Consider the following 25,184-nt stretch of genomic DNA (forward strand, 5'->3'; position numbering starts at 1 on the left):
AAAAAAACTTATTTCTTCGCTTTCGCAATATTCACAATTACTTTCACAGCTTTTTCCATTGATTCTAAAGCCACGTATTCATAAGGTCCGTGGAAATTTTCTCCACCTGCAAAAATATTTGGGCAAGGCAATCCCATGTAAGACAATTGCGCACCATCAGTTCCACCTCTAATTGCTTTAATTTTCGGTTCTATGTTGGCGTCTTTCATCGCTTGCTCTGCAATTTCTACGATGTGCATTTTGCCTTCAAATTGCTGTTTCATATTTCTATACTGCTCTTTAATTTCTATTTCGGCAGTATTTTCACCATGTTTTGCATTAAATTCTGCTACTTTTTCGGTGATGAATTTTTTACGATTTTCAAATTTTTCAGCATCGTGGTCTCTAATAATGTATTGCAACTTCGCTTCAGAAACATCACCTTTAATTTCCATTAAATGATAAAAACCTTCAAAACCTTTGGTGGTAGCTGGTGTTTCATCAGCAGGTAACATCTGTGCAAATTCCACTGCAAGAAGTCCTGCATTTTTCATTTGACCAAAAGCATAACCTGGATGTACAGAAAGTCCATTGATTTTCACCACTGCTCCTGCTGCATTGAAATTTTCGTATTCTAATTCACCCACTTCACTTCCGTCCATTGTATAAGCATATTCTGCCCCGAATTTCGCTACATCAAATTTGTGCGCACCTCTTCCGATTTCTTCGTCTGGTGTAAAACCAATCGCAATTCTTCCGTGTTTAATATCTGGATGCGCCAAAAGATATTCTGCAGCGGTTACAATTTCTGCAACTCCCGCTTTATCATCAGCTCCAAGAAGCGAAGTTCCGTCTGTAGTAATCAAAGTTTTTCCTACATATTTTTTCAGACTTGGGAATTTTTCAGAAGAAAGCGTGAAGCCCGTTTCTTGGTTGAGCAACAAATCTCCACCGTTGTAATCTTCCCAAATTTGTGGATTTACATCTTTCCCGTTAAAATCTGGTGAAGTATCATAATGCGCGATGAAGCCTACCGTTGGTTCATTTTCAGAAATATTAGAAGGAACATACGCCATGATGTAACCATTTTCGTCCATAGAAACATCAGAAAGTCCCAAATCTTGTAATTCCTGGAAGATGTATTTCGCAATGTCCCATTGCTGTGGAGAAGAAGGCGTAGTTTCGCTTTCTGCATCACTGGTTGAATATATTTTAACATAAGTCAGAAAACGGTTCAGAAGACGCATTTTCCATTCGTGATTGAATTCTATTGTCTGCATTTCTTAATTTTTATTTCTCACAAATTTACAGATTTTTGACGGGATGATGAATGTTAGATGATGGATGTTTCTTAAAAAATATTTGGCGCCAAATTCCAGCTTTCGCTACTCGCTTTTTTTCTAAAAATTCATCCTCTTAGCCATCTTTTCAAAATTTTTAGAAAAAAGAGCTCAAACATGCCGCTCAATCTGGGGCGCAGTTTGGTACACAGAATCAAGGGTTTTCATAAAATTGACTTTCCATTTTCTTTTGGTCAAAAAAATCGTATTTTTAGGCAAGAAATAAAATCTAAAAATTAGAAATGTTTTTAACTGAATGTCCACGAGACGCCATGCAAGGTTGGGGAGAATTTATTCCCACTCAAAAAAAGATTGATTACATTAATGCATTGATGGAAGTAGGCTTTAATGTACTTGATTGTGGAAGTTTCGTGTCGCCAAAAGCCATTCCTCAAATGGCAGATACTAAAGACGTAATCCCCGAAATTCAGAAAAAAAATAAGACCAAAATTTCTGTCATCGTTGCCAATATTTCTGGGGCAGAACGAGCCTTAAAGCATGAAAACGTTGATATTTTAGGCTTTCCTTTTTCTATTTCTGAAACGTTTCAGTACAGAAATACCAATAAAAACCAAGAAGAAGCGTATGAAGAAATTGTGAAAATCTGGGAGTTGGTACAATCTGAAAACAGAGAATTGAACCTTTATTTTTCTATGGCTTTCGGAAATCCTTATGGCGAAATCTGGAAATGGCAAGATGTAGAATTTTGGGCGAAAAGATTTGCAGAAATTGGCATCAAAAACATATTGCTTTCAGATACTACAGGAACAGGAAATGTAGAGCGAATTTCGCAATTGTTTGAAAAAATTCCTGCGCAGTTTCCTGATATTCATTTCGGGGCGCATTTTCATAATAAATATGAAGATTCATACGTAAAACTGAAAGCAGCTTACGATAAAGGTTGCAGAAGATTTGACTCTGCGATTAAAGGAATTGGCGGTTGTCCTTATGCAAAAGATGATTTGGTAGGAAATATGCCAACAGAACAAGTCATTAATTTTATGGCTTCTGAAAAAATAGACCACAAACTGAATCTTCTTAATTTTGAAGCAGCTTGGAATAGAGCAAAAGATATTTTTAAGTTTTAAAACTAATACCACATGAAAAAAACATTTTTTTCACTTCTAATTTTTAGTTTTTCATTTACATTTTCACAAAGTATTGAATCTCTCTTTGAACAGCAAAAGTATGATGATCTCATAAAATATGAGACAAAAACTGATTCTCTATCTGGAGAAGAACTCTATTATATAGGTTATGCTTTTTTTAGAAAAGAGAATGATGAAAAAGCCATTGAGCTATACAACAAAGCCATTGAAAAAGGATTTAATAATCCAATAATTTTTTTTCAAAAAGGATTTTCTCTTATGTTTTTAAATAAACTAGATGAAGCCATAAAAAACTATGACCTTGCAATTTCACAAGCACCGAAAGCAAAATTTTATATAGAGAAAGGTAGAATCTTTAATAAGCAAGGTAAAAATAATGAGGAAATTCAAACTTATTTAGAAGGTCTAGAAAAATCCCATAAAGATTCATTTTATCTTGAGCTTACAAAAATTACAGGAAATTACTATTATGCTCGAACAAAAGAATTTGATAAATCTATAAATATTTATAAAAAAGGGATTGAAAACTTCCCTGAAGATTATATACTTTATGAAAAACTTATTAAAGCTTTGAATGCGAGTAATAAGTTTGATGAAGCAAACGAATACTTTGAACATACAAGAAAGTTATACCAAGAAAAAAAACTTTCTGATGATTATATGAAATATAAAAATATAGCCGTGGATGAATTTGAATGGAATGGGCAATGGATTAATATCTTCAAATCTTTTGAAAAACCAAAAGAAATACTTGATTCCCTTTACAAAGTTTATTTAATTGACAAGAGCGGTAAAAAGATTGAAAGAAAATTCAATATTGAAAAAACTATAAAAATTGAAAAAAAAGATCCTGAATTTGTTGTTTGTGAAGAATTAAATAATGGACACAATACATATCCTATTGGATTGAAAGACGAAACATTTAAGCTAAGCGAATTAAGACAGATAATTGTATCTATTTTAAATAAAAAACAAAAAGAAGCAGCCACAATAAGATTTAACCAATGAAACCCATCATCACTGCAACCGAACTTTCAGAAATTTTCCATCAAGAAAACTTAGTAATTCTTGATGCGAGAACGGGAAAAGATGCCCGTGAAAATTTCCTGCAAAATCACATCAAAGGCGCTAGGTTTATCGACCTTGACAAAGATTTAGCAGAAATTGGCGAAGATGTAGCTTTCGGAGGAAGACATCCTTTGCCAAAGATTTCAAAATTTGCAGAAACTATACAAAATTTAGGAATTTCTGAAGATTCACACCTTGTGGTTTATGACACTTCTAACGGTGCAAATGCAGCGGCTCGTTGTTGGTGGATGTTAAAATCTTTTGGAATTGAAAAAAATCAGGTTTTGAGTGGTGGATTTCAAACGGCAGAAAAGGCAGGGATTCCTTTAAAATCTGGAGAAGAAATTTTTGAAAAAACATCTTTTATCTTGAAAGAAAATTGGAGTTGGCCAACCTCAACTTTAGAAGAGGTAGAAAAAGAAATTTCAGAAAATTCCGCTACTGTGATTGATGTGAGAGATGCATACAGATACCGTGGAGAAAGCGAACCGATAGATTTAGTAGCAGGTCATATTCCGGGTGCAATCAATATTCCTTTTTCTGAAAATTTAGACGAAAATGGCGAGTTTCTTCCTCCTGAAATTTTAAGAGAAAAATATCAACAATTATTAAAAGACAAACCAGAAAAACTTATCATTCACTGTGGTTCTGGAGTTACTGCTTGTCATACGATTTTGGCTTTGGATTATGTAGGATTCCCCATTCCGAATTTATACGTGGGTTCATGGAGTGAGTGGAGCCGAAGAGAAGGTAAGGAAATTGCGAGAGAAATTTAATTTTCTTGCGGATTGTGCTGATTCGGCAGATTTTAAGAATTAAGAAAATCAGCAAGATTGGCAAAAAAGCGAGAGTTATAAATAAAAAAACACCAATAATTTGGTGTTTTTAATTTTTATCTGTGAAATGATTGGGATTAAAAAAGAATTCCCAATTCAAATTTTGCTTCTTCACTCATCATGTCTTTGTTCCAACTTGGCTCAAAAGTCAATTCTAAATCTACAGATTTTACATTTTCTACAGCCGCAACTTTTTCTTTTACTTCTTGAGGTAGAGATTCTGCAACTGGACAATTCGGTGTAGTAAGAGTCATTACCACTTTTACATCTCCATCTTCAGAAATTTGCACATCATAAACCAATCCCAATTCGTAGATATCCACAGGAATTTCTGGATCGAAAACGGTTTTTAAGGCTTTAATGATATTTTCACCTATATCTGCAATTTGTTCGTCTGTATATTTCATAATTCTTAATACATTTGAGATTTAATCTTCTCTTCTTTCTAATAAATCTTCTTGTCTCATTTTGCGAAAGATATTGGCCAAAGTTAAGACATCTTTTTCGCAATATTTTACAATTCTCGGCAAGTCTTTTTCTATATAATAGATAGACGAAACCATAGAACCATCTATATCATCTTTGGGAGTAGGAACGCCAAAAATATGCGCCATTAATTCCAAAGAAATAAAACTTTTCCAATCACCAAATTTCCACAATTCCATCGTATCAAGATGCGGAATTTCCCAAGGTTTTTTTCCAAACATCTGGAACGGAACTGGCGGTTGCATTCCATTGATGAGAAATCTTCTAGCAATCCAAGGAAAATCAAATTCTTTTCCGTTGTGTGCACACAAAATCACGTTTTGCAATTTCGGTCGGTTGAAAATTTCTCCAAATTCTTTTAACAATTCTTCTTCATGGTCTCCTGCAAAACTTCTGATGAGAATTTTATTGTTTTTATCGTAAATCCCAATAGAAATGCAGATAATTTTTCCAAATTCTGCCATTATTCCGGCTCTATCTCCATAAAAATCTGCAGCAGAAATATCTTCTTCTCTTTGTCTTGCAGTTTTTTTGTCCCAAAGTTTTTGTTCGGTTTCAGAAAGTTCTGCAAAATTACTTACTTGCGGAACGGTTTCTATATCCAGAAAAAGCACTTTTTCTATCGGAATATTTTTTATCATTTTGGTTGGTTTTAGTTTTTTTTGGTTTTTATGGTTGAGAAGTTATTAAATCTTCTACTTCCTTTTTCTGTTCAGCATATTTCTGCTGCAAATCAGAACCTTCTCCCATTCTTCTGTAATACTCTAAAGCTTTCTCACCAAATTGTTTAATATAAAAAGGCGAAAGCTCTGGAATTTGCGGAAAAACTTTGTGAAAAAGCATTTCATAATACGCTTGAAATTCCCTTTCATTTTTATCTTCCACTAGAGAATTTGGGTCTTTTTGACGAACATGAAGCATTTCGTGAGCCACCATATTCAAAACCAATTTGATATCAAAATCAAACAAATTTCTAGGAATTTTTACGATTTGCTTTTCTCCTATTTCTCCTTCTGCAGTTAATAAAAGTCCATCATTTTTCAGTTCTTCTCTAAACCCAAAACCTGCAAAATTCTCGTGTTCTAAGTCGAAATTTCTAATCAGATACTTGGCTGCATCTAAAATTTGGTCGCTTTCTTTATACGCTTGAATATGTAAATGGACTTGTTCTAAATTCATTTCTCAACGAAAATATGAATTTTAATCTAAATCTTCAAAAGCAATTTCTACTTCTAATTTTTCAGCCAAAAGTTTAGAAATTTTTAGTTTTAAAGGCTCAATATCAATATTTTGCATCGCATCATTCGCAAAAGCATACAATAACAATGCTTGTGCTTCTTTTTTAGAAATTCCTCTCGCTCTTAGATAAAATAAAGCGTCTTCATTCAGCTGACCAACCGTACAACCGTGAGAACATTTTACATCATCTGCGAAAATTTCTAACTGAGGTTTCGTATCAATCGTAGCGCCTTCGTCTAACAAAATATTATTGTTTTGCTGATAAGCATTGGTCTTTTGAGCAATTTTATCTACAAAAACTTTTCCGTTAAAAACACCATGCGCTTTATCCTTGAAAACACCTTTGTAATTCTGATAAGATTCACAATTCGGTTGGTTATGATGAACCGCAGTGTGATGATCCACCAATTGTTCCCCACCAATAATGGTAATTCCGTTCATAAACGAGTTAATGTTTTCTCCATTATGAATAAAATCTAGATTGTTTCTCACCAATTTTCCACCGAAAGAAAATGTATTTACGGTTGCCAAAGAATCTCTTTCTTGCTTCGCAAAAGTGTGGTCTACCAAATAAGAAGTATCAGAATCATTTTGCAATTTATGCCAATCTGCTTTTGCATTTTTACCTGCAAAAATTTCGGTTACAGAGTTGGTAAACACGTAAGTTTCATCAAAATTATGATGTGATTCTATCACTTCTACTTTCGCACCTTCTTCTACCACCAATAAGTTTCTTGTATTATAGAAAGTGTTCTGTTCTTGACTTTGAGAAAGGTAGAACACATGAATTGGCTTTTCTATCACCACATTTTTCGGAACGTGAAGGAAGAAACCATTCTCATGAAGTGCTTCATTTAAATTGCAGAAAGCCAAATCTTGATTAGCAATCGAATTGAAGTGTTTTTTAATTATTTCTGAATAAGATTCGTGAGAAAGTGCATAATTCAAGGTTAAAAATTCAGCATTTTCTACAGAAATATTCGATAATTCTCTGTGTAATTTTCCATTCACAAAAACAATAAAATCGAAATGTTCTTCGCCAAGGTGAAGTTCATCCAATTGTTTTTTGCTGATAGAATGGTGCTCTGAAGCAGAAAAATTGTAATCTTTTTCTACAATTTCCTTCAGATGGGTATATTTGTATTCTTCGTCTTTTTTTGTCGGAAAACCTTTGCTCAAGAATTGTTCTAAAGCTTGAAGTTTGCTCCCAGAAAGTGAAGATTTTTGAAGTTCTATTTGTTCGAATAAACTCATTTTAATTTACAATTTTCATTATTTTACGAGCCAATCGTATCCTTTTTCTTCGAGTTCTAACGCGAGAGATTTATCACCCGTTTTAATGATTTTTCCGTCTGCTAAAACATGTACAAAATCTGGCTGAATGTAGTTTAATAATCTTTGGTAGTGCGTAATTAATAGCACTGCATTTCCTTCATTTTTGAAAGCATTTACACCATCAGCTACGATTCTAAGCGCGTCAATATCTAATCCAGAATCGGTTTCATCAAGAATAGCCAATTTAGGATTAAGCATCATCATCTGGAAAATTTCATTTCTTTTCTTTTCGCCACCAGAAAAACCTTCATTCAGCGAACGAGAAAGGAAGTCTTTTTTAATTCCTAATAATTCTGATTTTTCACGAACTAAGGCCAACATTTCTTTAGCAGGCATATCTTCTAAACCATTTGCTTTTCTGGTTTCGTTAAGTGCTGCTTTGATGAAATTAGTCACCGTAACTCCCGGGATTTCCACTGGATATTGGAAAGAAAGGAAAATTCCTTTGTGTGCTCTTTCTTCAGGAGCGTCTTCTATAATGTTTTCTCCTTCGAAAAGAATTTCTCCATCAGTAACTTCGTAATCTTCTTTTCCTGCAATAACAGAAGAAAGGGTAGATTTTCCTGCACCATTTGGTCCCATAATCGCGTGAACCTCGCCTGGTTTTATTTCTAAATTAATTCCTTTCAGAATTTCTACGCCGTCTTCAATTTTGGCGTGTAAGTTATTTATTTTTAACATTTTGTATATTTTCTTATTTAAAAATTATCCTACAGAACCTTCTAATGAAATTTCTAATAATTTCTGTGCTTCAATCGCAAATTCCATTGGTAATTTGTTCAAAACTTCTTTACTGAAACCATTTACAATTAGAGCAATTGCCTTTTCTGTATCAATTCCTCTTTGGTTACAGTAGAAAATTTGGTCTTCACCAATTTTAGAAGTTGTAGCTTCGTGTTCTAATTGAGCCGTTGGATCTTTGATTTCGATGTATGGAAAAGTGTGAGCTCCACATTCATTCCCCATCAAAAGCGAATCACATTGTGAAAAGTTTCTCGCTCCTTTTGCAGAAGGCATTACCTTAACCAAACCACGATAAGAATTATTAGATTTCCCTGCCGAAATTCCTTTAGAAATAATCGTAGATTTCGTGTTTTTACCAATGTGAATCATCTTGGTTCCTGTATCTGCATACTGGTGATTATTGGTCACTGCTATCGAATAAAATTCACCCACAGAATTATCACCTTTTAAAATACAAGAAGGATATTTCCAAGTTACGGCAGAGCCTGTTTCTACTTGAGTCCAAGAAATTTTAGCATTTTTTTCGCATAAACCTCTCTTGGTCACAAAGTTATACACTCCACCTTTTCCGTTTTCGTCTCCTGGAAACCAGTTTTGTACGGTAGAATATTTAATTTCTGCATTGTCCATCGCAATCAATTCTACCACAGCAGCGTGCAATTGGTTTTCGTCTCTTGCAGGAGCAGTACAACCTTCCAAATAAGAAACGTAACTTCCTTCATCTGCAATCACCAAAGTTCTCTCGAACTGACCCGTTCCTGCCTGATTAATACGGAAATAAGTTGAAAGTTCCATCGGACATTTTACACCTTTTGGAATATAGCAGAAACTTCCGTCTGAAAATACAGCAGAGTTTAAAGCTGCATAGAAATTGTCTCCTCTTGGAACAACTTTTCCAATATATTTTTGAACCAACTCAGGATATTCCTTAATCGCTTCAGAAATAGAGCAGAAAATAATTCCTTTTTCTTTCAAAGTCGCTTGGAAAGTGGTTTTCACTGAAACAGAATCCATTACAATATCTACTGCAACTCCAGCTAAACGCTTTTGTTCTTCGATGTTGATTCCTAACTTTTCGAAAGTTTTCAATAATTCTGGGTCTACCTCATCTAAGCTTGCCAATTCTGGTTTTACTTTCGGAGCAGCGTAATATTTAATCGCCTGAAAATCTGGTTTTTCATATTTAATATTTGCCCAATCTGGCTCTTCCATTTTTTGCCAAATTCTGAAAGATTCTAGACGCCAATTGGTCATCCATTCTGGTTCTTCTTTTTTCGCAGAAATCATACGAACAATTTCCTCGTTCAAACCAACGGGAAAATCTTCATATTCAATATCTGTATAAAAACCAGCTTCGTATTCTTTGGTTTTGAGGTCTTCCCTCAAATCATCTTCTGTATATTTTGCCATACTTATAAACTAAAACTTTCTCCACAACCACAAGTTCTTGCAGCATTTGGATTATTAAAAACGAAACCCTTTCCATTCAGACCACCAGAATATTCTAAAGTGGTTCCAACAAGATATAAGAATGATTTTTTATCTACCACAATTTTTACCCCATTGTCTTCAAAAACTTGGTCAGCTTCTGTTTTTTCATTGTCGAATTTCAAAACATACTCTAATCCAGAACAACCTCCACTCTTTACGCCAACTCTTATATAGTCGGTTTCTGGGTTGAAGCCTTCTTCTTTCATCAATTGAGATGCTTTTTCTTTTGCTAAATCTGATACTTTAATCATTATTTTTATTTAGAATGATTTTAGATTGCAAAAATACTACATTTCAAATCAATATCAAATTTGTGGCGAAATATTTGTCTATGTATTTCATAGATAAATTTTAACTTTGGGGAAATTTAATCATCAAAAAGAAAATTTATACATGAAAAAAATAGGAATTTTATTTTTAGGACTCATTTCAGCATTCAGTTTTTCACAAAATACACGTTTTGTGTATCAAGTTTCTATGAAAACAGATTCTACTGCAGCTCCTAAAATAGAAAATGCTTACTTAGACATCTCTACAGAAAAATCTATTTTCTACGGCGAAAAAAGAATGAAAAGAGATTCTACCATTCGTCAAGCGATGGAAACCAGAAATTTCAATTTTGACAGAAATTCTATGGAGCAATTCAGAACCGCAATCACTTATTCCATAGAAAAAAATCACGCTACCAAAACCATTTCTTATAAAGACAGAATCGCAAGAGACCAATATTGGTACGATGAAGACAGAACTTTTAACTGGAAAATTTTACCAGAAACTGTAAAAATCGGTGAATATGAAACTCAAAAGGCAGAAACTACTTTTGCAGGTAGAAAATGGTTTGCTTGGTTTACTCAAGATCTTCCTTTTATAGATGGCCCTTATAAATTTTCTGGATTGCCAGGATTAATCGTAAAAGTGGAAGACGAAAAAGGAGATTATTCTTTTGACTTGAAAGAAACCAAAAAAATAGCTGAACTTCCTAATTTCGAAAGCAGATTTGGCAATAATATTAAAGTGAAAAGAAGCGAATTCTTAAAACAGCAAGAAAAATTCAATAAAGACCCGATGTCATTTTTTCAAAATCAAGGTGGCGGATTTGCAATGAGAATGGGAGGAAACCAAAACCCACAAAATGAAGCCGAGAGAAGAAAAATGATGGAAGAAAGGCTGAAAGAAGAAGCGAAAGCCAACAATAATCCACTGGAAAAGAATTAATCACAAAAAAGTTAAACTTTGTCAAAAACTCAACAAATGTATTTTGGCAAAGTTTTTTTTTATAATTTTGCTCCATAAATGGGAAAGCATTTAAAAATAATTGTAATGATTTTCGCATTGGGAATGTTCATCGTTCCGAATCAAATGCTTTTTGCTCTAAATACAGAAACAGCTTGTTGTACTACAGAAAAATCCGAGAAAGATTGCTGTAGTGCTTCTAAAAAATCTAGTCCTTGTCACGATACTTCCAAAAAATCACAATCTTGTAATAGCAATTGTGCAAAATGTACTTCTTGCTCATTAAGTGTTGTTTTCATTGGTGAAGAAACGGACAAATCTCTAGGCGAAATTTCTTCTCACGCTATTTCTAATAAAGTAGAAAATTTCTACTTAGCGCCTTATTTATCTCAACTTTCTATTGCGATTTGGCAACCGCCTAAAATAGGTTAATAAAATTTGCACAGCCAAAATTGTGGCTTATTCTGAAAAATTATTTCAACAAAATTTACTTAACTTATTAAAAATGAAAAATATACAGAAAAGTCTTCTGACTTTACTCCTTTTATTCGTATTCCAAATTACCTTTTCACAAATCACCAAAGAAAAAGCTTTAGTAAAAGGTGAATGTGGAATGTGCAAAAACAGAATAGAAAAAACAGCTTTAAAATCTGGTGCCAAAACCGCAACTTGGTCGCCAGAAACCCAAACCTTAGAAGTGGAATTTGATATTTCTAAAATTTCTTTGGATAAACTTCTGAAAAACATTGCAGATGTAGGTCACGACAACGAAAAGTATAAAACAGACGAAGACACTTACACTGCTTTACCAGAATGTTGTCATTATGATAGAGCCCTTAGTTTCGAAGAGGCTATAGCTGCTAAAAACTCTGAACATACAGAATCATCTGAAAGTCATTCCGAAGATCATTCTGAAGATCATTCTCAACACACCAAAAAAGAGAAAACCATAGAAGGTGTAAAACTTACCAAATATCAAGAAGCAACTGCACTCAACAAAAAAGAAGCGGGTTTGGTTTTCAATATTAATTCAAAAGAATTATTGAAAGCGGCGTGTTGTAATCTTTCTGAAAGTTTCGAAACCAATGCAACAGTAGACGTTTCTTTTTCTAACGCTGTCACAGGAACCAAACAGTTGAAAATGCTTGGTTTAGACCAAAAATACACCGCTTTAACCAAAGAACTTTTGCCCGAAATTAGAGGATTAGCTTCAGCTTATGGTTTGAATTTCATTCCCGGTCGTTGGATTTCAGGGATTCAATTAACAAAAGGAGGAAGCACCGTAGTAAATGGCTACGAAAGCATTACAGGACAAATCAATACAGAATTTGTAAAATTTAATAAAGAACCAGAAAATTCTGTAAATCTTTTTGCAGATTTTAACGGAAGATACGAAGCCAATATTGTTTCTACTTCTAAATTGAATGAAAAATGGGGGCAATCCATTCTACTTCACGGAAACGCAACTGTGGGCGAAATGGATGATAATAATGATACTTTCCTTGACAGACCAAAAGGAAACCAAATCAATGCAGCTTATTTATTGGATTACAATGATTTAGAAAACTCTGGCTTTGGTTCACATTTTGGAATTCAATATTTAGTAGACAAAAGAATTGCAGGACAAGTTGGTTTTGATGACAGACTTCCGCAAATTTCTCAGAATAAATATGGAGTGAATATTGACATCAATCGTTTTCAGGTTTGGAACAAAACAGGTTACATTTTCAAAGGAAAACCTTACCAAAGCATCGGTTTGATGAACCAATTTACTTATCATAAACAAAATAGCTTTTTTGGTCTTAGAAATTATTTCGGCGAACAGAAAACCTATTATTCTAACTTGATTTTTGAGTCAATTTTTGGAAATACCAATCATAAATATAAAACAGGAGCAAGTTTTTTATATGATGACTATAACGAAGATTATTTAGCTCAAAATTTCCAAAGAACAGAAACCGTTCCCGGATTGTTTTTCGAATATACTTTAACGGGACTTAAATACACTTTGGTAGCGGGTTCGCGTGTAGATTTTCACAATTTAGCAGGAACTCAATTCACGCCGAGAATTAATTTCAAATATGACTTTTCGCCAAAAACCATTTTGAGACTTTCTGCTGGAAAAGGCTTTAGAACTGCCAATATTTTTGCAGAAAACCAACAGTTTTTTGCATCAAACAGAAGTGTAGAAATTTTACAAAACGGAGGGAAAACATACGGTCTAAAACCAGAAATCGCTTGGAATTATGGAGCAAGTTTGCAACAAGATTTCAAACTTTTTGGCAAAAAGGCAAGTTGGATTACAGATTTCTTCAGAACAGATTTCCAAAATCAAGTTTTAGTAGATTTAGAAAATCCACAGAAAATCGTTTTCTATAATTTAGACGGAAAATCATTTGCCAATTCACTGCAAACGCAATTAGATTTTAGCGTGGCAAAAAATCTAGATTTCAGAGTAGCGTACAAGTACTATGATGTACAAGCAGATTTTACTAGCGGAAGAAAAGAAATTCCTTTCATGGCGAAAAACAGAGGTTTTTTCAATGCAGCTTATAGCACTAAAAAAGAAGGAAAAAATGCTTTTTGGACCTTTGATACAACCGTTCAATACGTAGGAAAACAAAGAATCCCGAATACTGCTTCTAATCCAACTCATTTACAGTTGCCAGAATTTTCTGATTCTTATATGACTTGGAATGCTCAAATTGCTCACAACTTCAATAAAAACATCAGAGCGTATTTCGGTGGGGAAAACCTGACTGGAACTCGACAAAAAAATCCGATTGTAGATGCACAAAATCCTTTCGGAAATTATTTTGACGGAGGAATGGTTTATGCGCCCATCATGCCTGCCAATTTTTATGTAGGATTTGATGTAAATTTTTAAACAAATAAAAAAGGATTTCAAAATTTTGAAATCCTTTTTCTTTTATATCAATTACTAAGCATTTAGCCACACTGAAGAAGAAAGATAATTTCCGTCTGGATAATAAATAAATATTACGTTTTTATCTTTAATTGTATTGATAATTGGTTTTGCTAACGCTGTAGGAACAGCTGGACAACCCCAACTTCTACCAATTCTACGCTGAGATTTTATAAAATCTTCGCTCACATAATCTGCTCCATGCATCACTATTGCTCGTTGTAAAGCTCGGTCATTAAAGCCTTTATCCATTCCGTGAAGCTTTAGTGAAAAACCATTACTTCCGTTATAAGTAGACTCTGTAATGTAAAAACCAAGGCTACTTTGCAAAGAACTTTCTGTATTCGAAAATTTTCTGGCAAATTCTTCACCCGTGTTTTTTCCGTGGGCTACCAGAGAATTAAACAATATTTTTTTATCATTTAAATCTATTACCCAAAGTCTTTTTTGGGTAGACGAAAGTGAAAAATCACAAATGGTTAAAAGATGACTTTCTTCATCTATTTTCCCAGCTTTTTTTAAATTATTGAAACCTAAAATTGCTTTTTCAAAAACATCTAATTCTAGTTTATTGGAGTTATTGAATTCTATAGCATGGTATAAAGTTTCAGCTTCGCTAAGTTCTGTTGCTTTACCAGAATTCTTTTCAATTTTAGTTGATAAGGATTTTTTAGAACTAACTTCTAAGTTTGTTTTTTTATAAAATGACGTGGCAATCATCAAAATTGCCGTGAGTAATAATAGTAATTTCTTCATCGATTTTGGTTTTGGTATTTTAGTCGGGCAAAAATACAAAACACTATAAACCAACAAATTAAATTAAAATTAATTAACTTTTATTTAACTTTATTTAACATAATATAAAGAAACTAGAATTATAGAAATGCTATTTTTTCTCAGAATCTCTCTGAAAATCTAGACTCACCGAATTCATACAATAACGCATTCCTGTAGGTTCTGGACCGTCATTAAAAACGTGACCAAGATGCGAATCACAACGCTTGCACAACACTTCTATTCTTTCCATTCCGTGAGAAGAATCTCTCTTGTAAGATACGCCTTCTTTATCTGCTTCGAAGAAACTTGGCCAGCCACAAGTTGACGCAAACTTAGAAGAACTTCTGAATAAATGATTGCCACAAACTGCACAATAATATTCTCCTATTTCATCAAAATCATTGTACTTGCCTGTAAAAGGACGTTCTGTATCTGCTTCTCTCGCTACATAATATAAATCTGTAGGAAGAATTTTTTTCCATTCTGCATTAGAAACATTCAGTTTCGTTTTATCTGTTCTAGAATAATATGGGTTTTTGATGGTTTGATTTTCCATTGACTTTGGTTTTTGAACTTGTGAGCAAAATTGCAAAGAAATTAAACTTAAAAGAAAAAACAAGTTTTTCATTTTTTTAAAATTTTATAATAAAGTTTGGTAAAAATAGAAAGAAAACAATTTTTAGGATTCGTATCTTTATAAAAAATTTCGATAATCATTATTGAGATGAATGAAGAAATAAAAAAACGCCAACTCAGAAATCATAAAATGCTCGCAACAGGACTTTTCGTTTTGATGACTTGTATTTTTTTGACGATGACTTATCTTCAGAAATATCAAAATTTCGGACATTGGGTAGGTTATGTGAAAGCCTTTTCTGAAGCAGCGATGGTGGGAGCTTTGGCAGATTGGTTCGCCGTGACAGCACTTTTTCATCATCCACTTGGATTAAAAATTCCGCACACCAATTTAATTGAACAATCCAAGGAAAGAATCGGTGATAATCTGGGAAATTTCGTGGTTACTAATTTTCTTTCGCCGCAAAATATAAGACCTTACATACAGAATTTGAAGGTTTCCCATTTCATTGGAGAATGGCTTCAGAAAGAGAAAAACGCCTCTGCTTTGGTGAAAAATTTATCAGAAATCGTGCTGGATATTCTCCATAAATTAGAAGATGACGCTGTGGTAAATTTTATCAGCAAAAAAGCAAAAGAAATGACGGGAGATGTTAAAATCAACCAAATTCTAGGAAATGGAATGGAATATCTTCTCGAAAAAAATGACCACCAAAAACTCATTACCAGCCTTTCTGCTCAAATCAAAAACTATATTCTGGAACACCACGAAATGGTGAGAGAACGTGTGAAAAAAGAGAGTTTCTCTCTTATTCCGAGTTTTGTAGATGATAAAATTGCAGAGAAAATCACTTCTGGACTTTCTAAATATTTTGAAGAAGTAGAGCAAGACCCAAACCATGCTTTGAGAAAAGAAATCACCCAAAAATTATTTGATTTTTCATCTGAAATCAAAATTAATCCTCAATACGAACAAGAACTCAATGCGATGAAAGATGATTTTCTGCAACCAGAAAAAATTCATCAATATTCTCATGATATTTGGGTTTCTTTGAAAAAAACATTAACGGAAGAATTGATACAAGAACATACTTCGCTCAAAAATTATCTTCACAAAAACATTTCAGAATTTTCTGAAAACCTAAGAACAGACGAAAAACTACAGCATAAAATTGACCATTGGGTAAGAGTTACTGCTTATAAATATATCTTGCGAAATACCAATAAATTTGGGGATTTAATTGCTGATACCGTAGGAAACTGGCAAGGAAAAGAACTCTCCGAAAAACTAGAATTAGAAGTAGGGAAAGACTTACAATTTATTAGAATTAACGGGACTTTAGTCGGTGGTTTGGTTGGTTTGTTGATTTATAGTATTGCGCAGTTGATATAATCTTTCACGACTAATTAGTCAATCAATATTTTTCTAAAATCTTCTTATTAATTTGATTCATCAATACTGGACCTTCATAAATAAAACCTGTGTAAATCTGCACCAAACTAGCGCCTGCTTCTAATTTTTCGATGGCATCTTCTGCACTGTGAATCCCGCCAACTCCGATGATTGGAAAAGATTTATTGGACTTTTCTGAAAGATATTTGATGACTTCTGTACTTTTTTCACGGATTGGTTTCCCTGAAAGTCCACCGTTTCCAATTTTTTCCAAAGTTTCTTTAGAGGTCTTGAGGTTTTCTCTTGAAACAGAAGTATTGGTGGCGATAATTCCATCAATTTTGGTTTCTGCTACCAAGTCTACGATTTCATCCAATTGAATTTTGTTTAAATCTGGAGCAATTTTCAGAAGAACAGGTTTGGGATGAACATACTTAGCATTCACTTTCTGAATTTCTGTAATCAGTTCCTTTAAATATTCTGCGTCTTCCAATTTGGCGTGACTGGAAACATTTGGGCAACTCACATTCAGTACAAAATAATCTACAAAATCGTGCAAACCTCGGAAACATTCTACATAATCTGCTGTGTAATTTTCGGGTAAAGTGTTTGTGTTTTTACCAATATTTCCCCCGATGATTACTTTGTGAGGAGATTTTTTAAGATTCTCTACAATTTTTGCTAAACCTTCATTATTAAAACCCATTCTGTTGATAATTCCTTCATCTTCTATCAATCTAAAAAGACGTTTTTTCGGATTACCAGATTGTGGTTTTGGCGTTACGGTTCCTATTTCTACAAATCCGAATCCTAAATCTGCTAACTCATTAAACAGCACTGCATTTTTGTCAAAACCCGCAGCTAAACCTACTGGATTTTTGAATTTCAAGCCGAATAATTCACGCTCGAGACGTTTATCTTCGATAGGTTTTGGGAAAAATAATTTGGAAAGGAAACCGAAGTTTTTAAGAATAAAAAAGGTGAAATGATGAACTTTTTCAGGATCAAATTTGAAAAAAATCGGACGAAGAAGTGATTTGTACATTTTGAAAAAAGGTTTTACAAATTTAGTGTTTTTTTTCTTTTGTATGGAAAGCTGATTTTAAGAGTTGTGTTTGTATTTTGTTTTAACGCAGTGTCGCTAAGTGTTTCGCTAAGTACGCAAAGGTTTTTAACGGTTTTTTTGTAATTCCGTAGGAATCTAAACTTAAAACTTTCTGTAATTATTTGTAGAGATTCCTGCGGAATGATAAAGTGGATGTTAATTTTTAATGCAGATTTTTAAGTGAAAGAATAATTGAAAAGTGTCTATAGCCCTGATTGCAGTGGAAATCCCGCAGTAAGCGTTGGGTTAAGTAATGGAACGAGGAATTGCAACGGAAAGCAGGACTGAGTTTCCATAAATTTACGAAATGTCTTGCTCCTTAAAAATGTAGAAAATTGCTATAAATTCCCTATTTTTGCAATTCAATTCAAAAGTTATGGCAAAACAAGAAGACGTTTTCAAGAAGGTAGTTTCTCACGCAAAAGAATATGGTTTTATTTTCCCGAGTTCTGAAATTTATGATGGACTTTCGGCAGTATATGATTATGCACAAAATGGTGTAGAACTGAAAAATAACATCAAGCAATATTGGTGGAAAGCAATGGTGCAACTGAACGAGAATATTGTAGGACTGGATTCTGCAATCCTGATGCACCCAACTACTTGGAAGGCTTCTGGACACGTGGATGCTTTTAACGACCCATTGATTGACAATAAAGATTCTAAAAAGCGTTTTCGTGCAGATGTTTTAATTGAAGACTACTGCGCAAAACTAGAAGATAAAGCGCAAAAAGAGATTGAAAAAGCGGCAAAAAGATTTGGTGATGCTTTTGATAAAGTACAATTTGAAGCTACAAACCCTAGAGTTATAGAATACAGAGAAAAACAAAAAACCATTCTTGCAAGAATGGCAAAATATCTGGAAAACAATGATTTAGCAGATGTAAAAGCACTCATTGAAGAATTAGAAATTGCTGATCCTGACACTGGTTCTAAAAACTGGACGGATGTAAGACAATTTAACCTAATGTTCGGGACTAAGTTAGGAGCTTCTGCGGAAAATGCGATGGATTTATATCTTCGTCCGGAAACTGCACAAGGTATTTTCGTGAATTTCTTAAACGTACAAAAAACTTCTCGTCATAAATTGCCTTTCGGAATTGCACAAATTGGTAAAGCATTTAGAAATGAGATTGTTGCGAGACAATTTATCTTCAGAATGAGAGAATTTGAACAAATGGAAATGCAATTTTTTGTACCACCAGGAACAGAATTGAAATTCTACGAAGAATGGAAACAAAAACGTCTGAATTGGCATTTGGCGCTTGGTTTAGGACAAGAAAATTATAAATTCCACGATCACGAAAAACTGGCGCACTATGCAAATGCAGCTGCTGATATCGAATTTAAATTCCCATTTGGTTTCAAAGAATTAGAAGGAATACACTCAAGAACTGATTTCGATTTATCTGCGCATGAAAAATTCTCTGGAAGAAAATTACAATATTTCGACCCAGAAAGAAATGAAAACTACGTTCCTTATGTAGTAGAAACTTCTATTGGTCTTGACAGAATGTTCTTGGCTTTATTCTCTAATTGTCTGAAAGACGAAGTTTTAGAAGATGGTTCAGAAAGAACGGTTTTATCTCTTCCACCAGCTTTAGCGCCTGTAAAAGCAGCGATTTTGCCATTGGTGAAAAAAGATGGTTTACCAGAATTTGCAGAAAAAATCTTCAATGATTTGAAATATGATTTCAATGTGATTTCTGAAGAAAAAGACAGCATCGGTAAACGTTATAGAAGACAAGACGCCATCGGAACGCCTTTCTGTATTACTGTTGATCACGATTCTCTTGCAGACGGAACGGTAACTTTAAGAGAAAGAGACACCATGAAACAAGAGCGTGTGAAAGTAGAAGATTTACGCAGAATTATTGATGAAAAAGTAAACTTTAGAACTTTACTTTCTAAGATTTAATTCTTTCAAGAAATAGCAAAACAAAATCCCGAAGAAAATTCTTCGGGATTTTTCATAATTTAGTTTATAGCGAAATATTAGAATTTCATTCCTACACCAAAACCAATTAAAAGTGGATTGATTTTAACTTCAGCAGGAACAGTTGCAGGTAAACCTAAGTCTACATCTACATCTGTTTTAAGATAAAGTTTTTTAATGTCTACGTTAAGGAAAAATTTGTCATTCACAAAATAATCTACACCACCTTGTAATGCAAATCCCACATTGTTTTTGTAATCCATTCCTAGTGTATCACCGTTTTCTACATCATAGAAAATAGTATAATTAAGACCAGCTCCTACATAAGGTTTTAAACTTTTAGTTGGATAAAAGTGATATTGCAAAGTTACTGTTGGAGGTAATAATCTTACACTTCCTAGAGAAACTTCATCATTTCCAACTTTAACATCATGTTTAGAGGTTCCTAGAATTAGTTCCGCTGCAAAATTTTTGTTAAAGAAATAAGTAAAGTCTAATTCTGGAATAAATGCGTTTGAAATGTTTACATCGCTGTCTTCTCCTCCTACTGTAGATTTTTCATAAGGTTGTACACTTACACCTCTTAATCTAACTTGCCAGTTTTGTGCACTTAAGCTTACGGTAAATAATAACCCAGCTAAAAATAGTAATTTTCTCATTGTTATTTTTTTTGTTTGTTATGGTGGCTAAGATATTATTTTCAGGAAAACGCCCAAAATGATTTATATCACTGAGTTTTATCATATTTATGGTGAAAATAATTTTGCTTTGAAATATTTTTTAAATTTGAAAAAAATGATTTATGAAAACGCTTAAGAACCTCTTTTTTGGAATTCTACTTTTTATAGCAACAGTTATTGCGCTGGCTTATGCTTTTAATTATCAACATCTTTTTAATGCCATTGCGCTTACCTATCTCAAAGGAGAAACTAGTGCTACCATAGATGATGGAGTAGATTTTCCGTCTAGAAATATAGAAAAAGGAGTTGCACAACCTTGGCAAAAAGATTCGTTATACAATAAAACTTCTTTACCGAAAAACATCGTTGACAATTTAAAATCTACCAATTCTGCTTCATTTTTGGTGATAAAAGATGGAAAATTAATCCATGAAGAATATTTCGGAGAGTACAAACCTACCACGCAAACCAATTCTTTTTCTATGGCAAAAGCCATCACCGTTTTATTGATGGGATTGGCAATTGAAGACCACAAAATACAATCAGAAAATCAAAAGTTTGCCAATTTTTACCCCAATTTTAACGAAGTAGAACATGGAAATGAGTTAACCTTAAGAGATTTAGCCGCTATGGAAGCTGGCTATTACTGGGATGAAGATTACAGAAACCCGTTTTTACAAAATCCTAGAATTTATTATGGTAAAAACATGGCAGAAGCACTCTTAAAATCTCCTCAATTTGAGGCAAAACCAGGAAGCAGATTCGAATACCAATCTGGTGCGACGCAATTATTGGGATTTGCGATTAGAAAGGCGGTAAATGTTCCGCTTTCTGCGTATGCTTCTCAAAAACTTTGGAAACCTCTAGGTATGGAATCAGACGCTTATTGGAATGTGGATGAAGACAATAAAATGGAAAAAACGTTCTGCTGTATCAATGCTATTCCTCGTGATTATGCAAAATTAGGACAACTGATGCTCCAAAAAGGAAATTGGAACGGAAAACAACTGATTGATTCTAGCTACATTCAAAAAATGATTACGCCAACTCAACACTCTAATGGAATCTATGGCTTGGGAATTTGGATTAATAATGATGCCCCTTATAAATATTATCATTTCTGGGGATTTACCAGCCAATTAATCATCGTAATTCCTGAAAAAAATATGGTAGTGGTAAGAACTGGGAAATTTAACAATGAAGCCAAAGACGAAAAAGGCCGTTCTGTACAAGCTGCATTTTTAGCCGAAAATGCCGTGAAAACGTTTGCCAATTAAAGCAATAGAAGAAATTATTAGAATTTTTAATAATTAATTCCGTAATTTTGAACCATTCTAAACAAGTTTTAGAGTGGTTTTATTTTTTACTTAAATGATTTACCACAAAAGAGACAAAAGAAAATATTGAAAACAAGCAAATCAAAAGTAAAAAAAGTGAAATTCAACTCGCTTTTTCTTCTTTTGTAAAAACTTAAAATAAAAAATTTGTTGCTTTTGCGGTTTAAAGAAAATTTACAATGTTCAATATAAAAGAAATACGCAATCAGTTTCCTATTCTTCAGCAGCAAGTTAATGGTAAACCATTGGTTTATTTAGACAATGCAGCTTCTTCTCAAAAGCCAATTTCTGTACTTGAAACTTGGAAAAAATATTATGAAGAAATCAATGCTAATGTACACAGAGGAATTCACACTTTGTCTCAATTGGCGACAGAAGAAATGGAAAATTCCAGAAAAAAAGTACAATATTTCATCAATGCAAAGCATGATTATGAGGTGATTTTCACCAGAGGAACCACCGAAAGCATCAACTTGGTTGCTTATGCTTTGGGAAATTCTAATTTCTTAAAAAAAGATGACGAAATCATCATTGGTTATTTAGAACATCACTCCAATATTGTTCCTTGGCAAATGCTTTGCGAAAGAACTGGCGCAAAATTGAAAGTGATTCCGATGGACGAAAACGGAATTCTTCAACTCGATTTTTTAGACAAAAACCTTTCAGAAAAAACCAAAATTGTATCTGTAAATCATGTTTCTAACGCATTAGGAATCATTAATCCTATTGAAGAAATCATCGCAAAAGTGAGAAAAAATTCTTCTGCTTTAATCATGATTGACGGAGCACAATCTGTTCCACATTTCGAGATTGATGTTCAGAAATTAGACTGCGACTTTTTTGCATTTTCTGGTCACAAAATGTACGCACCAATGGGAGTTGGTATTCTCTACGGAAAGGAAGAAATTTTAGAAAAATTAGCGCCTTTTCATGGCGGTGGTGAGATGATTGCTACTTGTAGTTTTGAGAAAACCACTTATGCTGCACTTCCTTTTAAATTCGAAGCGGGAACCCCAAATGTTGGCGGAAATATTGCAATAGGAGCAGCCATAGATTTTATGAAAAAAGTAGACGTAGAAAATATCAGAAATCATGAAAATGAACTGCTAAATTATGCTCAAAAAAGACTTCTAGAAATAGATGGACTCAAAATTTACGGTGAAAAAGCGAATAGAACCAGTGTAGTTTCTTTTAATTTAGAAGGAATAGGAATTGCTTCGGATGTAGGAATGATTCTGGATAAACTGGGAATTGCCGTAAGAACTGGTCATCATTGCACTCAGCCTATTATGGAATTTTTCAAAATTGCAGGAACCGTAAGAGCGAGTTTTGCGGTGTACAACACCTTAGAAGAAGTAGATGCTTTAGTAGAAGGGGTAAAAAAAGCTCAAAGAATGCTGATGTAAATTTTAAAAATTTCAAAATTGAACTGATATAAATAAAAACTCCCGAAAATTGATTTTCGGGAGTTTTTTATAGCTTCTAAAAGTTATTATTCAATAATATTTTTAAACTCTTTTCGGTATTGAGATGGGCTTTTCTGCGTATATTCTTTAAAGGTTTTATTGAAATAACTGAAGTTATTAAATCCGCTTTCGTAACATATCTCGTTAATGCTCAACGGCTTCTCCGCCAATAACTTCATAGAATGAATGATACGATATTCATTCACGAATTGTGTAAACGTTTTATTGGTAATTTTTTTAAAATACCTGCAAAAAGAAGGCTCCGTCATATTGGCGAGATTTGCCACTTCTTCTAAAGTAATTTGCTCTTTGAATTTATTTTTCACATGATTGAAAATGAGGTTAATTCTCTCATTATCTTCCACTTGAGTTTGAATATAGAAATTTCCAGCATTTAGAATTTTGAAATCTTCGGTATTAGCAAGAACATTTAAAATCTCTAAAAATTTAATCAACTTGTCCAGTGAAGTTGCCTCATACATTTCTAAAATTTTACTTTCTAAAGATTTTTTAACCGATTCACCAAACACAATTCCACCTTTTGAAGCATCTAATAAATTCGTGATTTTCTTCATTTCAGGAGTTTTCCAGATGTAAGGTCCTAAAAAATCTGGCAAAAACTGAACTACAATTTCGTATTCATTTCTGGTATTTTCATTGGTTAAACCGCAATGCGGTAAATTACTGCCTATTAAAACCAAATCTCCTTTAGTAAAATAAGAAATGGTGCTACCAATTTGTCTTTTTCCTGAGCCTCCACCTACAAAAACCAATTCTATTTCTGGGTGGTAGTGCCAAAAATTAGATTTTAAATTTTCATTTTGAAGGAATTTGAAACAAGAAAAACTACTTCCAATATTGGGGTTAACTGCTTCATATGTAGGACTTGTCTGCTTCATTTTGTTCTATTTCGATATACAAATATACTATTTTATCTTTAAATTAATGTTAATTTTGTATTAATGTTAAAATAGAACACATATAAGAAAATTATCTTGTAAAATAACCCAAATTTCAAGTCTAGATTTGCACAGTACTTAATTGACTAACACACTAACAATTATAATTATGAAAAATTTATTAAAATTCAGCTTCCTTATAGGATTTCTATTTATTTCGGCAAATGTAATGGCCAATGACAAAGATTTTTCAATCTCTATTGACAACATCAATGCTAAAAAACTAAGCTTTCAGATGACGAATGCTAAGAATGTAGCGCTATATGTTTATAATGACAAGCAAGGAGAACTTTTTGCTGAAAAAGTGAGAAAACAAGATGAGGTTTCTAGAACGTATGACTTGAAAAATTTTCCTGCTGGAACTTATTATTTAGTAGCGGAATCTGATTCTAAAATCGAAAAATATAAAATTACTATTGACGAAACTAATGCTTCAATTGAGAAGACGCCAGTTTCTGAAATTTTCAAACCAGAATACACTATTGAAGGCAATCATGTAAAATTAGTGATGCCTAAATTAACTGATGGAGTAACAGTTTCTGTTGAAGATTTCACGAATACGGTTTATTATAACCAGACTTTAACTCCAAATAATGGTGTATTGGTTGTACAATTTGACTTAAACCCAGAAAATGCTGATGCGTATGTAATCAGTGTAGAAAAAGGCGATAACACCTTCAACAAAATCATATATCTAAAATAAATTTTAGGGTTAATTTTCACATCACATCAAAAAAAGTCTCATTTTATGAGACTTTTTGTTTTTTAAAGAACTAAAAATTTTAGAGAATAATTATTCTTTTTCTGGAGTAACTAATTCATCTACTTTCTTTTCTTGCTGAGCTTTTTCTTTTTCTGCATTTTTAGCAGCGTTTTGCTCCAGTAATTTTTTCTCTATTTCTGATTTCTTCTTTTGTTCAATTTTTTTCTTTTCTTCTGACAATTTCTGTTCGGGAGTTCTAGTGGTGTCTTGTTTTAAAACAGGCGCTTTTTTAGCATCTTCAATTTCCGAATTAATTGCCGAAAAAGAAGTTTGCCCCACTACAGAATCTACCAAAGTAGTATCAATAGGAGAATTGTCTTCTGCGTAATATTGTTCTCCTTCTTTGTTGTTTTTCCAACAAGAAACTAAAATAAAACTGGTTAATAAAAAGGCTAATTTTTTCATT

The 25,184-nt window shown here is 33.2% G+C and carries 25 protein-coding genes; 11 read left to right on the forward strand and 14 right to left on the reverse strand.

The window, feature by feature from the left end; genetic code table 11:
• Positions 1–8: 8 nt before the first annotated feature.
• The gene (gene pepT / locus ACT53I_RS10420; RefSeq protein WP_476079602.1) at positions 9–1,259 is read right to left on the reverse strand and encodes a peptidase T; all 1,251 of its coding nucleotides are present in this window, start codon (positions 1,257–1,259) and stop codon (positions 9–11) included.
• A gap of 302 nt (positions 1,260–1,561) precedes the next feature.
• On the opposite strand from pepT, the gene ACT53I_RS10425 reads away from it, so the two are divergent.
• Genes ACT53I_RS10425 through ACT53I_RS10435 form a run of 3 tightly spaced genes read left to right on the forward strand, consistent with a single transcriptional unit; the run spans position 1,562 to position 4,272 of the window.
• Positions 1,562–2,407, forward strand: coding sequence for a hydroxymethylglutaryl-CoA lyase (locus ACT53I_RS10425; protein WP_476079603.1), 846 nt, complete (start codon positions 1,562–1,564; stop codon positions 2,405–2,407).
• A gap of 12 nt (positions 2,408–2,419) precedes the next feature.
• Positions 2,420–3,436, forward strand: coding sequence for a tetratricopeptide repeat protein (locus tag ACT53I_RS10430; RefSeq protein WP_476079604.1), 1,017 nt, complete (start codon positions 2,420–2,422; stop codon positions 3,434–3,436).
• The gene (locus tag ACT53I_RS10435) at positions 3,433–4,272 is read left to right on the forward strand and encodes a sulfurtransferase (RefSeq protein ID WP_476079605.1); all 840 of its coding nucleotides are present in this window, start codon (positions 3,433–3,435) and stop codon (positions 4,270–4,272) included. The genes ACT53I_RS10430 and ACT53I_RS10435 overlap by 4 nt, the downstream gene beginning before the upstream one ends.
• A 137-nt stretch (positions 4,273–4,409) precedes the next feature.
• Here ACT53I_RS10435 and ACT53I_RS10440 read toward each other — a convergent pair whose 3' ends face one another.
• The 7 genes from ACT53I_RS10440 to ACT53I_RS10470 are packed head-to-tail and all read right to left on the reverse strand — an operon-like array spanning position 4,410 to position 9,878.
• On the reverse strand, positions 4,410–4,739 hold the full coding sequence (locus ACT53I_RS10440; protein WP_069799686.1) for an SUF system Fe-S cluster assembly protein: 330 nt from the start codon (positions 4,737–4,739) through the stop codon (positions 4,410–4,412).
• 21 nt (positions 4,740–4,760) lie between these two features.
• The gene (locus ACT53I_RS10445; protein WP_371460958.1) at positions 4,761–5,459 is read right to left on the reverse strand and encodes a 3'-5' exonuclease; all 699 of its coding nucleotides are present in this window, start codon (positions 5,457–5,459) and stop codon (positions 4,761–4,763) included.
• 28 nt (positions 5,460–5,487) lie between these two features.
• Positions 5,488–5,997, reverse strand: coding sequence for a hypothetical protein (locus tag ACT53I_RS10450; protein WP_476079606.1), 510 nt, complete (start codon positions 5,995–5,997; stop codon positions 5,488–5,490).
• Positions 5,998–6,018: 21 nt separating this feature from the next.
• Positions 6,019–7,311, reverse strand: coding sequence for a Fe-S cluster assembly protein SufD (gene sufD / locus ACT53I_RS10455; RefSeq protein WP_476079607.1), 1,293 nt, complete (start codon positions 7,309–7,311; stop codon positions 6,019–6,021).
• An 18-nt stretch (positions 7,312–7,329) separates the two neighbouring features.
• Positions 7,330–8,073: a Fe-S cluster assembly ATPase SufC gene (sufC, locus tag ACT53I_RS10460; RefSeq protein WP_104793115.1), complete on the reverse strand. Its 744-nt coding sequence runs from the start codon at positions 8,071–8,073 to the stop codon at positions 7,330–7,332.
• A gap of 24 nt (positions 8,074–8,097) precedes the next feature.
• The gene (gene sufB, locus ACT53I_RS10465) at positions 8,098–9,546 is read right to left on the reverse strand and encodes a Fe-S cluster assembly protein SufB (RefSeq protein WP_213190128.1); all 1,449 of its coding nucleotides are present in this window, start codon (positions 9,544–9,546) and stop codon (positions 8,098–8,100) included.
• A gap of 2 nt (positions 9,547–9,548) precedes the next feature.
• Positions 9,549–9,878 (reverse strand): HesB/IscA family protein, encoded by a 330-nt coding sequence (locus ACT53I_RS10470; protein ID WP_104793113.1) that lies wholly within the window; start codon positions 9,876–9,878, stop codon positions 9,549–9,551.
• 142 nt (positions 9,879–10,020) lie between these two features.
• On the opposite strand from ACT53I_RS10470, the gene ACT53I_RS10475 reads away from it, so the two are divergent.
• From ACT53I_RS10475 to ACT53I_RS10485, 3 genes are all read left to right on the forward strand, one after another.
• Complete coding sequence (locus ACT53I_RS10475) at positions 10,021–10,842, forward strand: GLPGLI family protein (protein ID WP_461377114.1); 822 nt, start codon at positions 10,021–10,023, stop codon at positions 10,840–10,842.
• A gap of 105 nt (positions 10,843–10,947) precedes the next feature.
• Positions 10,948–11,292 carry a hypothetical protein gene (locus tag ACT53I_RS10480; RefSeq protein WP_476079608.1) on the forward strand — a complete coding sequence of 115 codons (345 nt, stop codon included), beginning with the start codon at positions 10,948–10,950 and terminating at the stop codon, positions 11,290–11,292.
• Positions 11,293–11,365: 73 nt separating this feature from the next.
• Positions 11,366–13,747, forward strand: coding sequence for a TonB-dependent receptor domain-containing protein (locus tag ACT53I_RS10485; RefSeq protein WP_476079609.1), 2,382 nt, complete (start codon positions 11,366–11,368; stop codon positions 13,745–13,747).
• Between the two features lie 54 nt (positions 13,748–13,801).
• On the opposite strand, the gene ACT53I_RS10490 is transcribed toward ACT53I_RS10485, so the two are convergent.
• Together ACT53I_RS10490 and msrB are read right to left on the reverse strand one after the other, a co-directional pair.
• The gene (locus tag ACT53I_RS10490) at positions 13,802–14,542 is read right to left on the reverse strand and encodes a murein L,D-transpeptidase catalytic domain family protein (protein WP_476079610.1); all 741 of its coding nucleotides are present in this window, start codon (positions 14,540–14,542) and stop codon (positions 13,802–13,804) included.
• Between the two features lie 130 nt (positions 14,543–14,672).
• Entirely contained in the window at positions 14,673–15,191 is a 519-nt protein-coding gene (gene msrB, locus ACT53I_RS10495) for a peptide-methionine (R)-S-oxide reductase MsrB (RefSeq protein ID WP_476079611.1), read from the reverse strand.
• Between the two features lie 96 nt (positions 15,192–15,287).
• Between msrB and ACT53I_RS10500 the strand changes: the two genes are divergently transcribed.
• Positions 15,288–16,532 carry a DUF445 domain-containing protein gene (locus ACT53I_RS10500; protein ID WP_476079612.1) on the forward strand — a complete coding sequence of 415 codons (1,245 nt, stop codon included), beginning with the start codon at positions 15,288–15,290 and terminating at the stop codon, positions 16,530–16,532.
• A 22-nt stretch (positions 16,533–16,554) separates the two neighbouring features.
• On the opposite strand, the gene ACT53I_RS10505 is transcribed toward ACT53I_RS10500, so the two are convergent.
• Positions 16,555–17,577: a quinone-dependent dihydroorotate dehydrogenase gene (locus ACT53I_RS10505; RefSeq protein ID WP_476079613.1), complete on the reverse strand. Its 1,023-nt coding sequence runs from the start codon at positions 17,575–17,577 to the stop codon at positions 16,555–16,557.
• Positions 17,578–18,013: 436 nt separating this feature from the next.
• Here ACT53I_RS10505 and ACT53I_RS10510 point away from each other — a divergent pair, with 436 nt between their 5' ends.
• A complete protein-coding gene (locus ACT53I_RS10510; protein WP_476079614.1) occupies positions 18,014–19,555 on the forward strand; it encodes a glycine--tRNA ligase in 1,542 nt (513 codons plus the stop codon).
• Between the two features lie 77 nt (positions 19,556–19,632).
• On the opposite strand, the gene ACT53I_RS10515 is transcribed toward ACT53I_RS10510, so the two are convergent.
• On the reverse strand, positions 19,633–20,232 hold the full coding sequence (locus ACT53I_RS10515; RefSeq protein WP_374451426.1) for an OmpW/AlkL family protein: 600 nt from the start codon (positions 20,230–20,232) through the stop codon (positions 19,633–19,635).
• A gap of 143 nt (positions 20,233–20,375) precedes the next feature.
• Here ACT53I_RS10515 and ACT53I_RS10520 point away from each other — a divergent pair, with 143 nt between their 5' ends.
• Together ACT53I_RS10520 and ACT53I_RS10525 are read left to right on the forward strand one after the other, a co-directional pair.
• On the forward strand, positions 20,376–21,530 hold the full coding sequence (locus ACT53I_RS10520) for a serine hydrolase domain-containing protein (RefSeq protein ID WP_476079615.1): 1,155 nt from the start codon (positions 20,376–20,378) through the stop codon (positions 21,528–21,530).
• A gap of 239 nt (positions 21,531–21,769) precedes the next feature.
• Positions 21,770–22,996, forward strand: a complete 1,227-nt coding sequence (locus tag ACT53I_RS10525; RefSeq protein ID WP_476079616.1) for an aminotransferase class V-fold PLP-dependent enzyme — start codon at positions 21,770–21,772, stop codon at positions 22,994–22,996.
• 86 nt (positions 22,997–23,082) lie between these two features.
• Here the strand turns inward: ACT53I_RS10525 and ACT53I_RS10530 are convergent, their stop codons facing one another.
• Positions 23,083–23,955, reverse strand: a complete 873-nt coding sequence (locus tag ACT53I_RS10530; protein ID WP_476079617.1) for an AraC family transcriptional regulator — start codon at positions 23,953–23,955, stop codon at positions 23,083–23,085.
• Positions 23,956–24,124: 169 nt separating this feature from the next.
• On the opposite strand from ACT53I_RS10530, the gene ACT53I_RS10535 reads away from it, so the two are divergent.
• Positions 24,125–24,718, forward strand: coding sequence for a hypothetical protein (locus ACT53I_RS10535; protein ID WP_476079618.1), 594 nt, complete (start codon positions 24,125–24,127; stop codon positions 24,716–24,718).
• A 90-nt stretch (positions 24,719–24,808) separates the two neighbouring features.
• Here ACT53I_RS10535 and ACT53I_RS10540 read toward each other — a convergent pair whose 3' ends face one another.
• Entirely contained in the window at positions 24,809–25,183 is a 375-nt protein-coding gene (locus ACT53I_RS10540) for a hypothetical protein (protein ID WP_476079619.1), read from the reverse strand.
• Position 25,184: the final 1 nt, after the last annotated feature.

This window comes from Cloacibacterium sp. DMC96 (genome assembly GCF_056313765.1).

Coding starts and splice junctions, on each gene's coding strand:
- pepT (WP_476079602.1), bottom strand. CDS start 1,259: ATGCAGACAATAGAATTCAATCACGAATGGAAAATGCGTCTTCTGAAC.
- ACT53I_RS10425 (WP_476079603.1), top strand. CDS start 1,562: ATGTTTTTAACTGAATGTCCACGAGACGCCATGCAAGGTTGGGGAGAA.
- ACT53I_RS10430 (WP_476079604.1), top strand. CDS start 2,420: ATGAAAAAAACATTTTTTTCACTTCTAATTTTTAGTTTTTCATTTACA.
- ACT53I_RS10435 (WP_476079605.1), top strand. CDS start 3,433: ATGAAACCCATCATCACTGCAACCGAACTTTCAGAAATTTTCCATCAA.
- ACT53I_RS10440 (WP_069799686.1), bottom strand. CDS start 4,739: ATGAAATATACAGACGAACAAATTGCAGATATAGGTGAAAATATCATT.
- ACT53I_RS10445 (WP_371460958.1), bottom strand. CDS start 5,459: ATGATAAAAAATATTCCGATAGAAAAAGTGCTTTTTCTGGATATAGAA.
- ACT53I_RS10450 (WP_476079606.1), bottom strand. CDS start 5,997: ATGAATTTAGAACAAGTCCATTTACATATTCAAGCGTATAAAGAAAGC.
- sufD (WP_476079607.1), bottom strand. CDS start 7,311: ATGAGTTTATTCGAACAAATAGAACTTCAAAAATCTTCACTTTCTGGG.
- sufC (WP_104793115.1), bottom strand. CDS start 8,073: ATGTTAAAAATAAATAACTTACACGCCAAAATTGAAGACGGCGTAGAA.
- sufB (WP_213190128.1), bottom strand. CDS start 9,546: ATGGCAAAATATACAGAAGATGATTTGAGGGAAGACCTCAAAACCAAA.
- ACT53I_RS10470 (WP_104793113.1), bottom strand. CDS start 9,878: ATGATTAAAGTATCAGATTTAGCAAAAGAAAAAGCATCTCAATTGATG.
- ACT53I_RS10475 (WP_461377114.1), top strand. CDS start 10,021: ATGAAAAAAATAGGAATTTTATTTTTAGGACTCATTTCAGCATTCAGT.
- ACT53I_RS10480 (WP_476079608.1), top strand. CDS start 10,948: ATGATTTTCGCATTGGGAATGTTCATCGTTCCGAATCAAATGCTTTTT.
- ACT53I_RS10485 (WP_476079609.1), top strand. CDS start 11,366: ATGAAAAATATACAGAAAAGTCTTCTGACTTTACTCCTTTTATTCGTA.
- ACT53I_RS10490 (WP_476079610.1), bottom strand. CDS start 14,542: ATGAAGAAATTACTATTATTACTCACGGCAATTTTGATGATTGCCACG.
- msrB (WP_476079611.1), bottom strand. CDS start 15,191: ATGAAAAACTTGTTTTTTCTTTTAAGTTTAATTTCTTTGCAATTTTGC.
- ACT53I_RS10500 (WP_476079612.1), top strand. CDS start 15,288: ATGAATGAAGAAATAAAAAAACGCCAACTCAGAAATCATAAAATGCTC.
- ACT53I_RS10505 (WP_476079613.1), bottom strand. CDS start 17,577: ATGTACAAATCACTTCTTCGTCCGATTTTTTTCAAATTTGATCCTGAA.
- ACT53I_RS10510 (WP_476079614.1), top strand. CDS start 18,014: ATGGCAAAACAAGAAGACGTTTTCAAGAAGGTAGTTTCTCACGCAAAA.
- ACT53I_RS10515 (WP_374451426.1), bottom strand. CDS start 20,232: ATGAGAAAATTACTATTTTTAGCTGGGTTATTATTTACCGTAAGCTTA.
- ACT53I_RS10520 (WP_476079615.1), top strand. CDS start 20,376: ATGAAAACGCTTAAGAACCTCTTTTTTGGAATTCTACTTTTTATAGCA.
- ACT53I_RS10525 (WP_476079616.1), top strand. CDS start 21,770: ATGTTCAATATAAAAGAAATACGCAATCAGTTTCCTATTCTTCAGCAG.
- ACT53I_RS10530 (WP_476079617.1), bottom strand. CDS start 23,955: ATGAAGCAGACAAGTCCTACATATGAAGCAGTTAACCCCAATATTGGA.
- ACT53I_RS10535 (WP_476079618.1), top strand. CDS start 24,125: ATGAAAAATTTATTAAAATTCAGCTTCCTTATAGGATTTCTATTTATT.
- ACT53I_RS10540 (WP_476079619.1), bottom strand. CDS start 25,183: ATGAAAAAATTAGCCTTTTTATTAACCAGTTTTATTTTAGTTTCTTGT.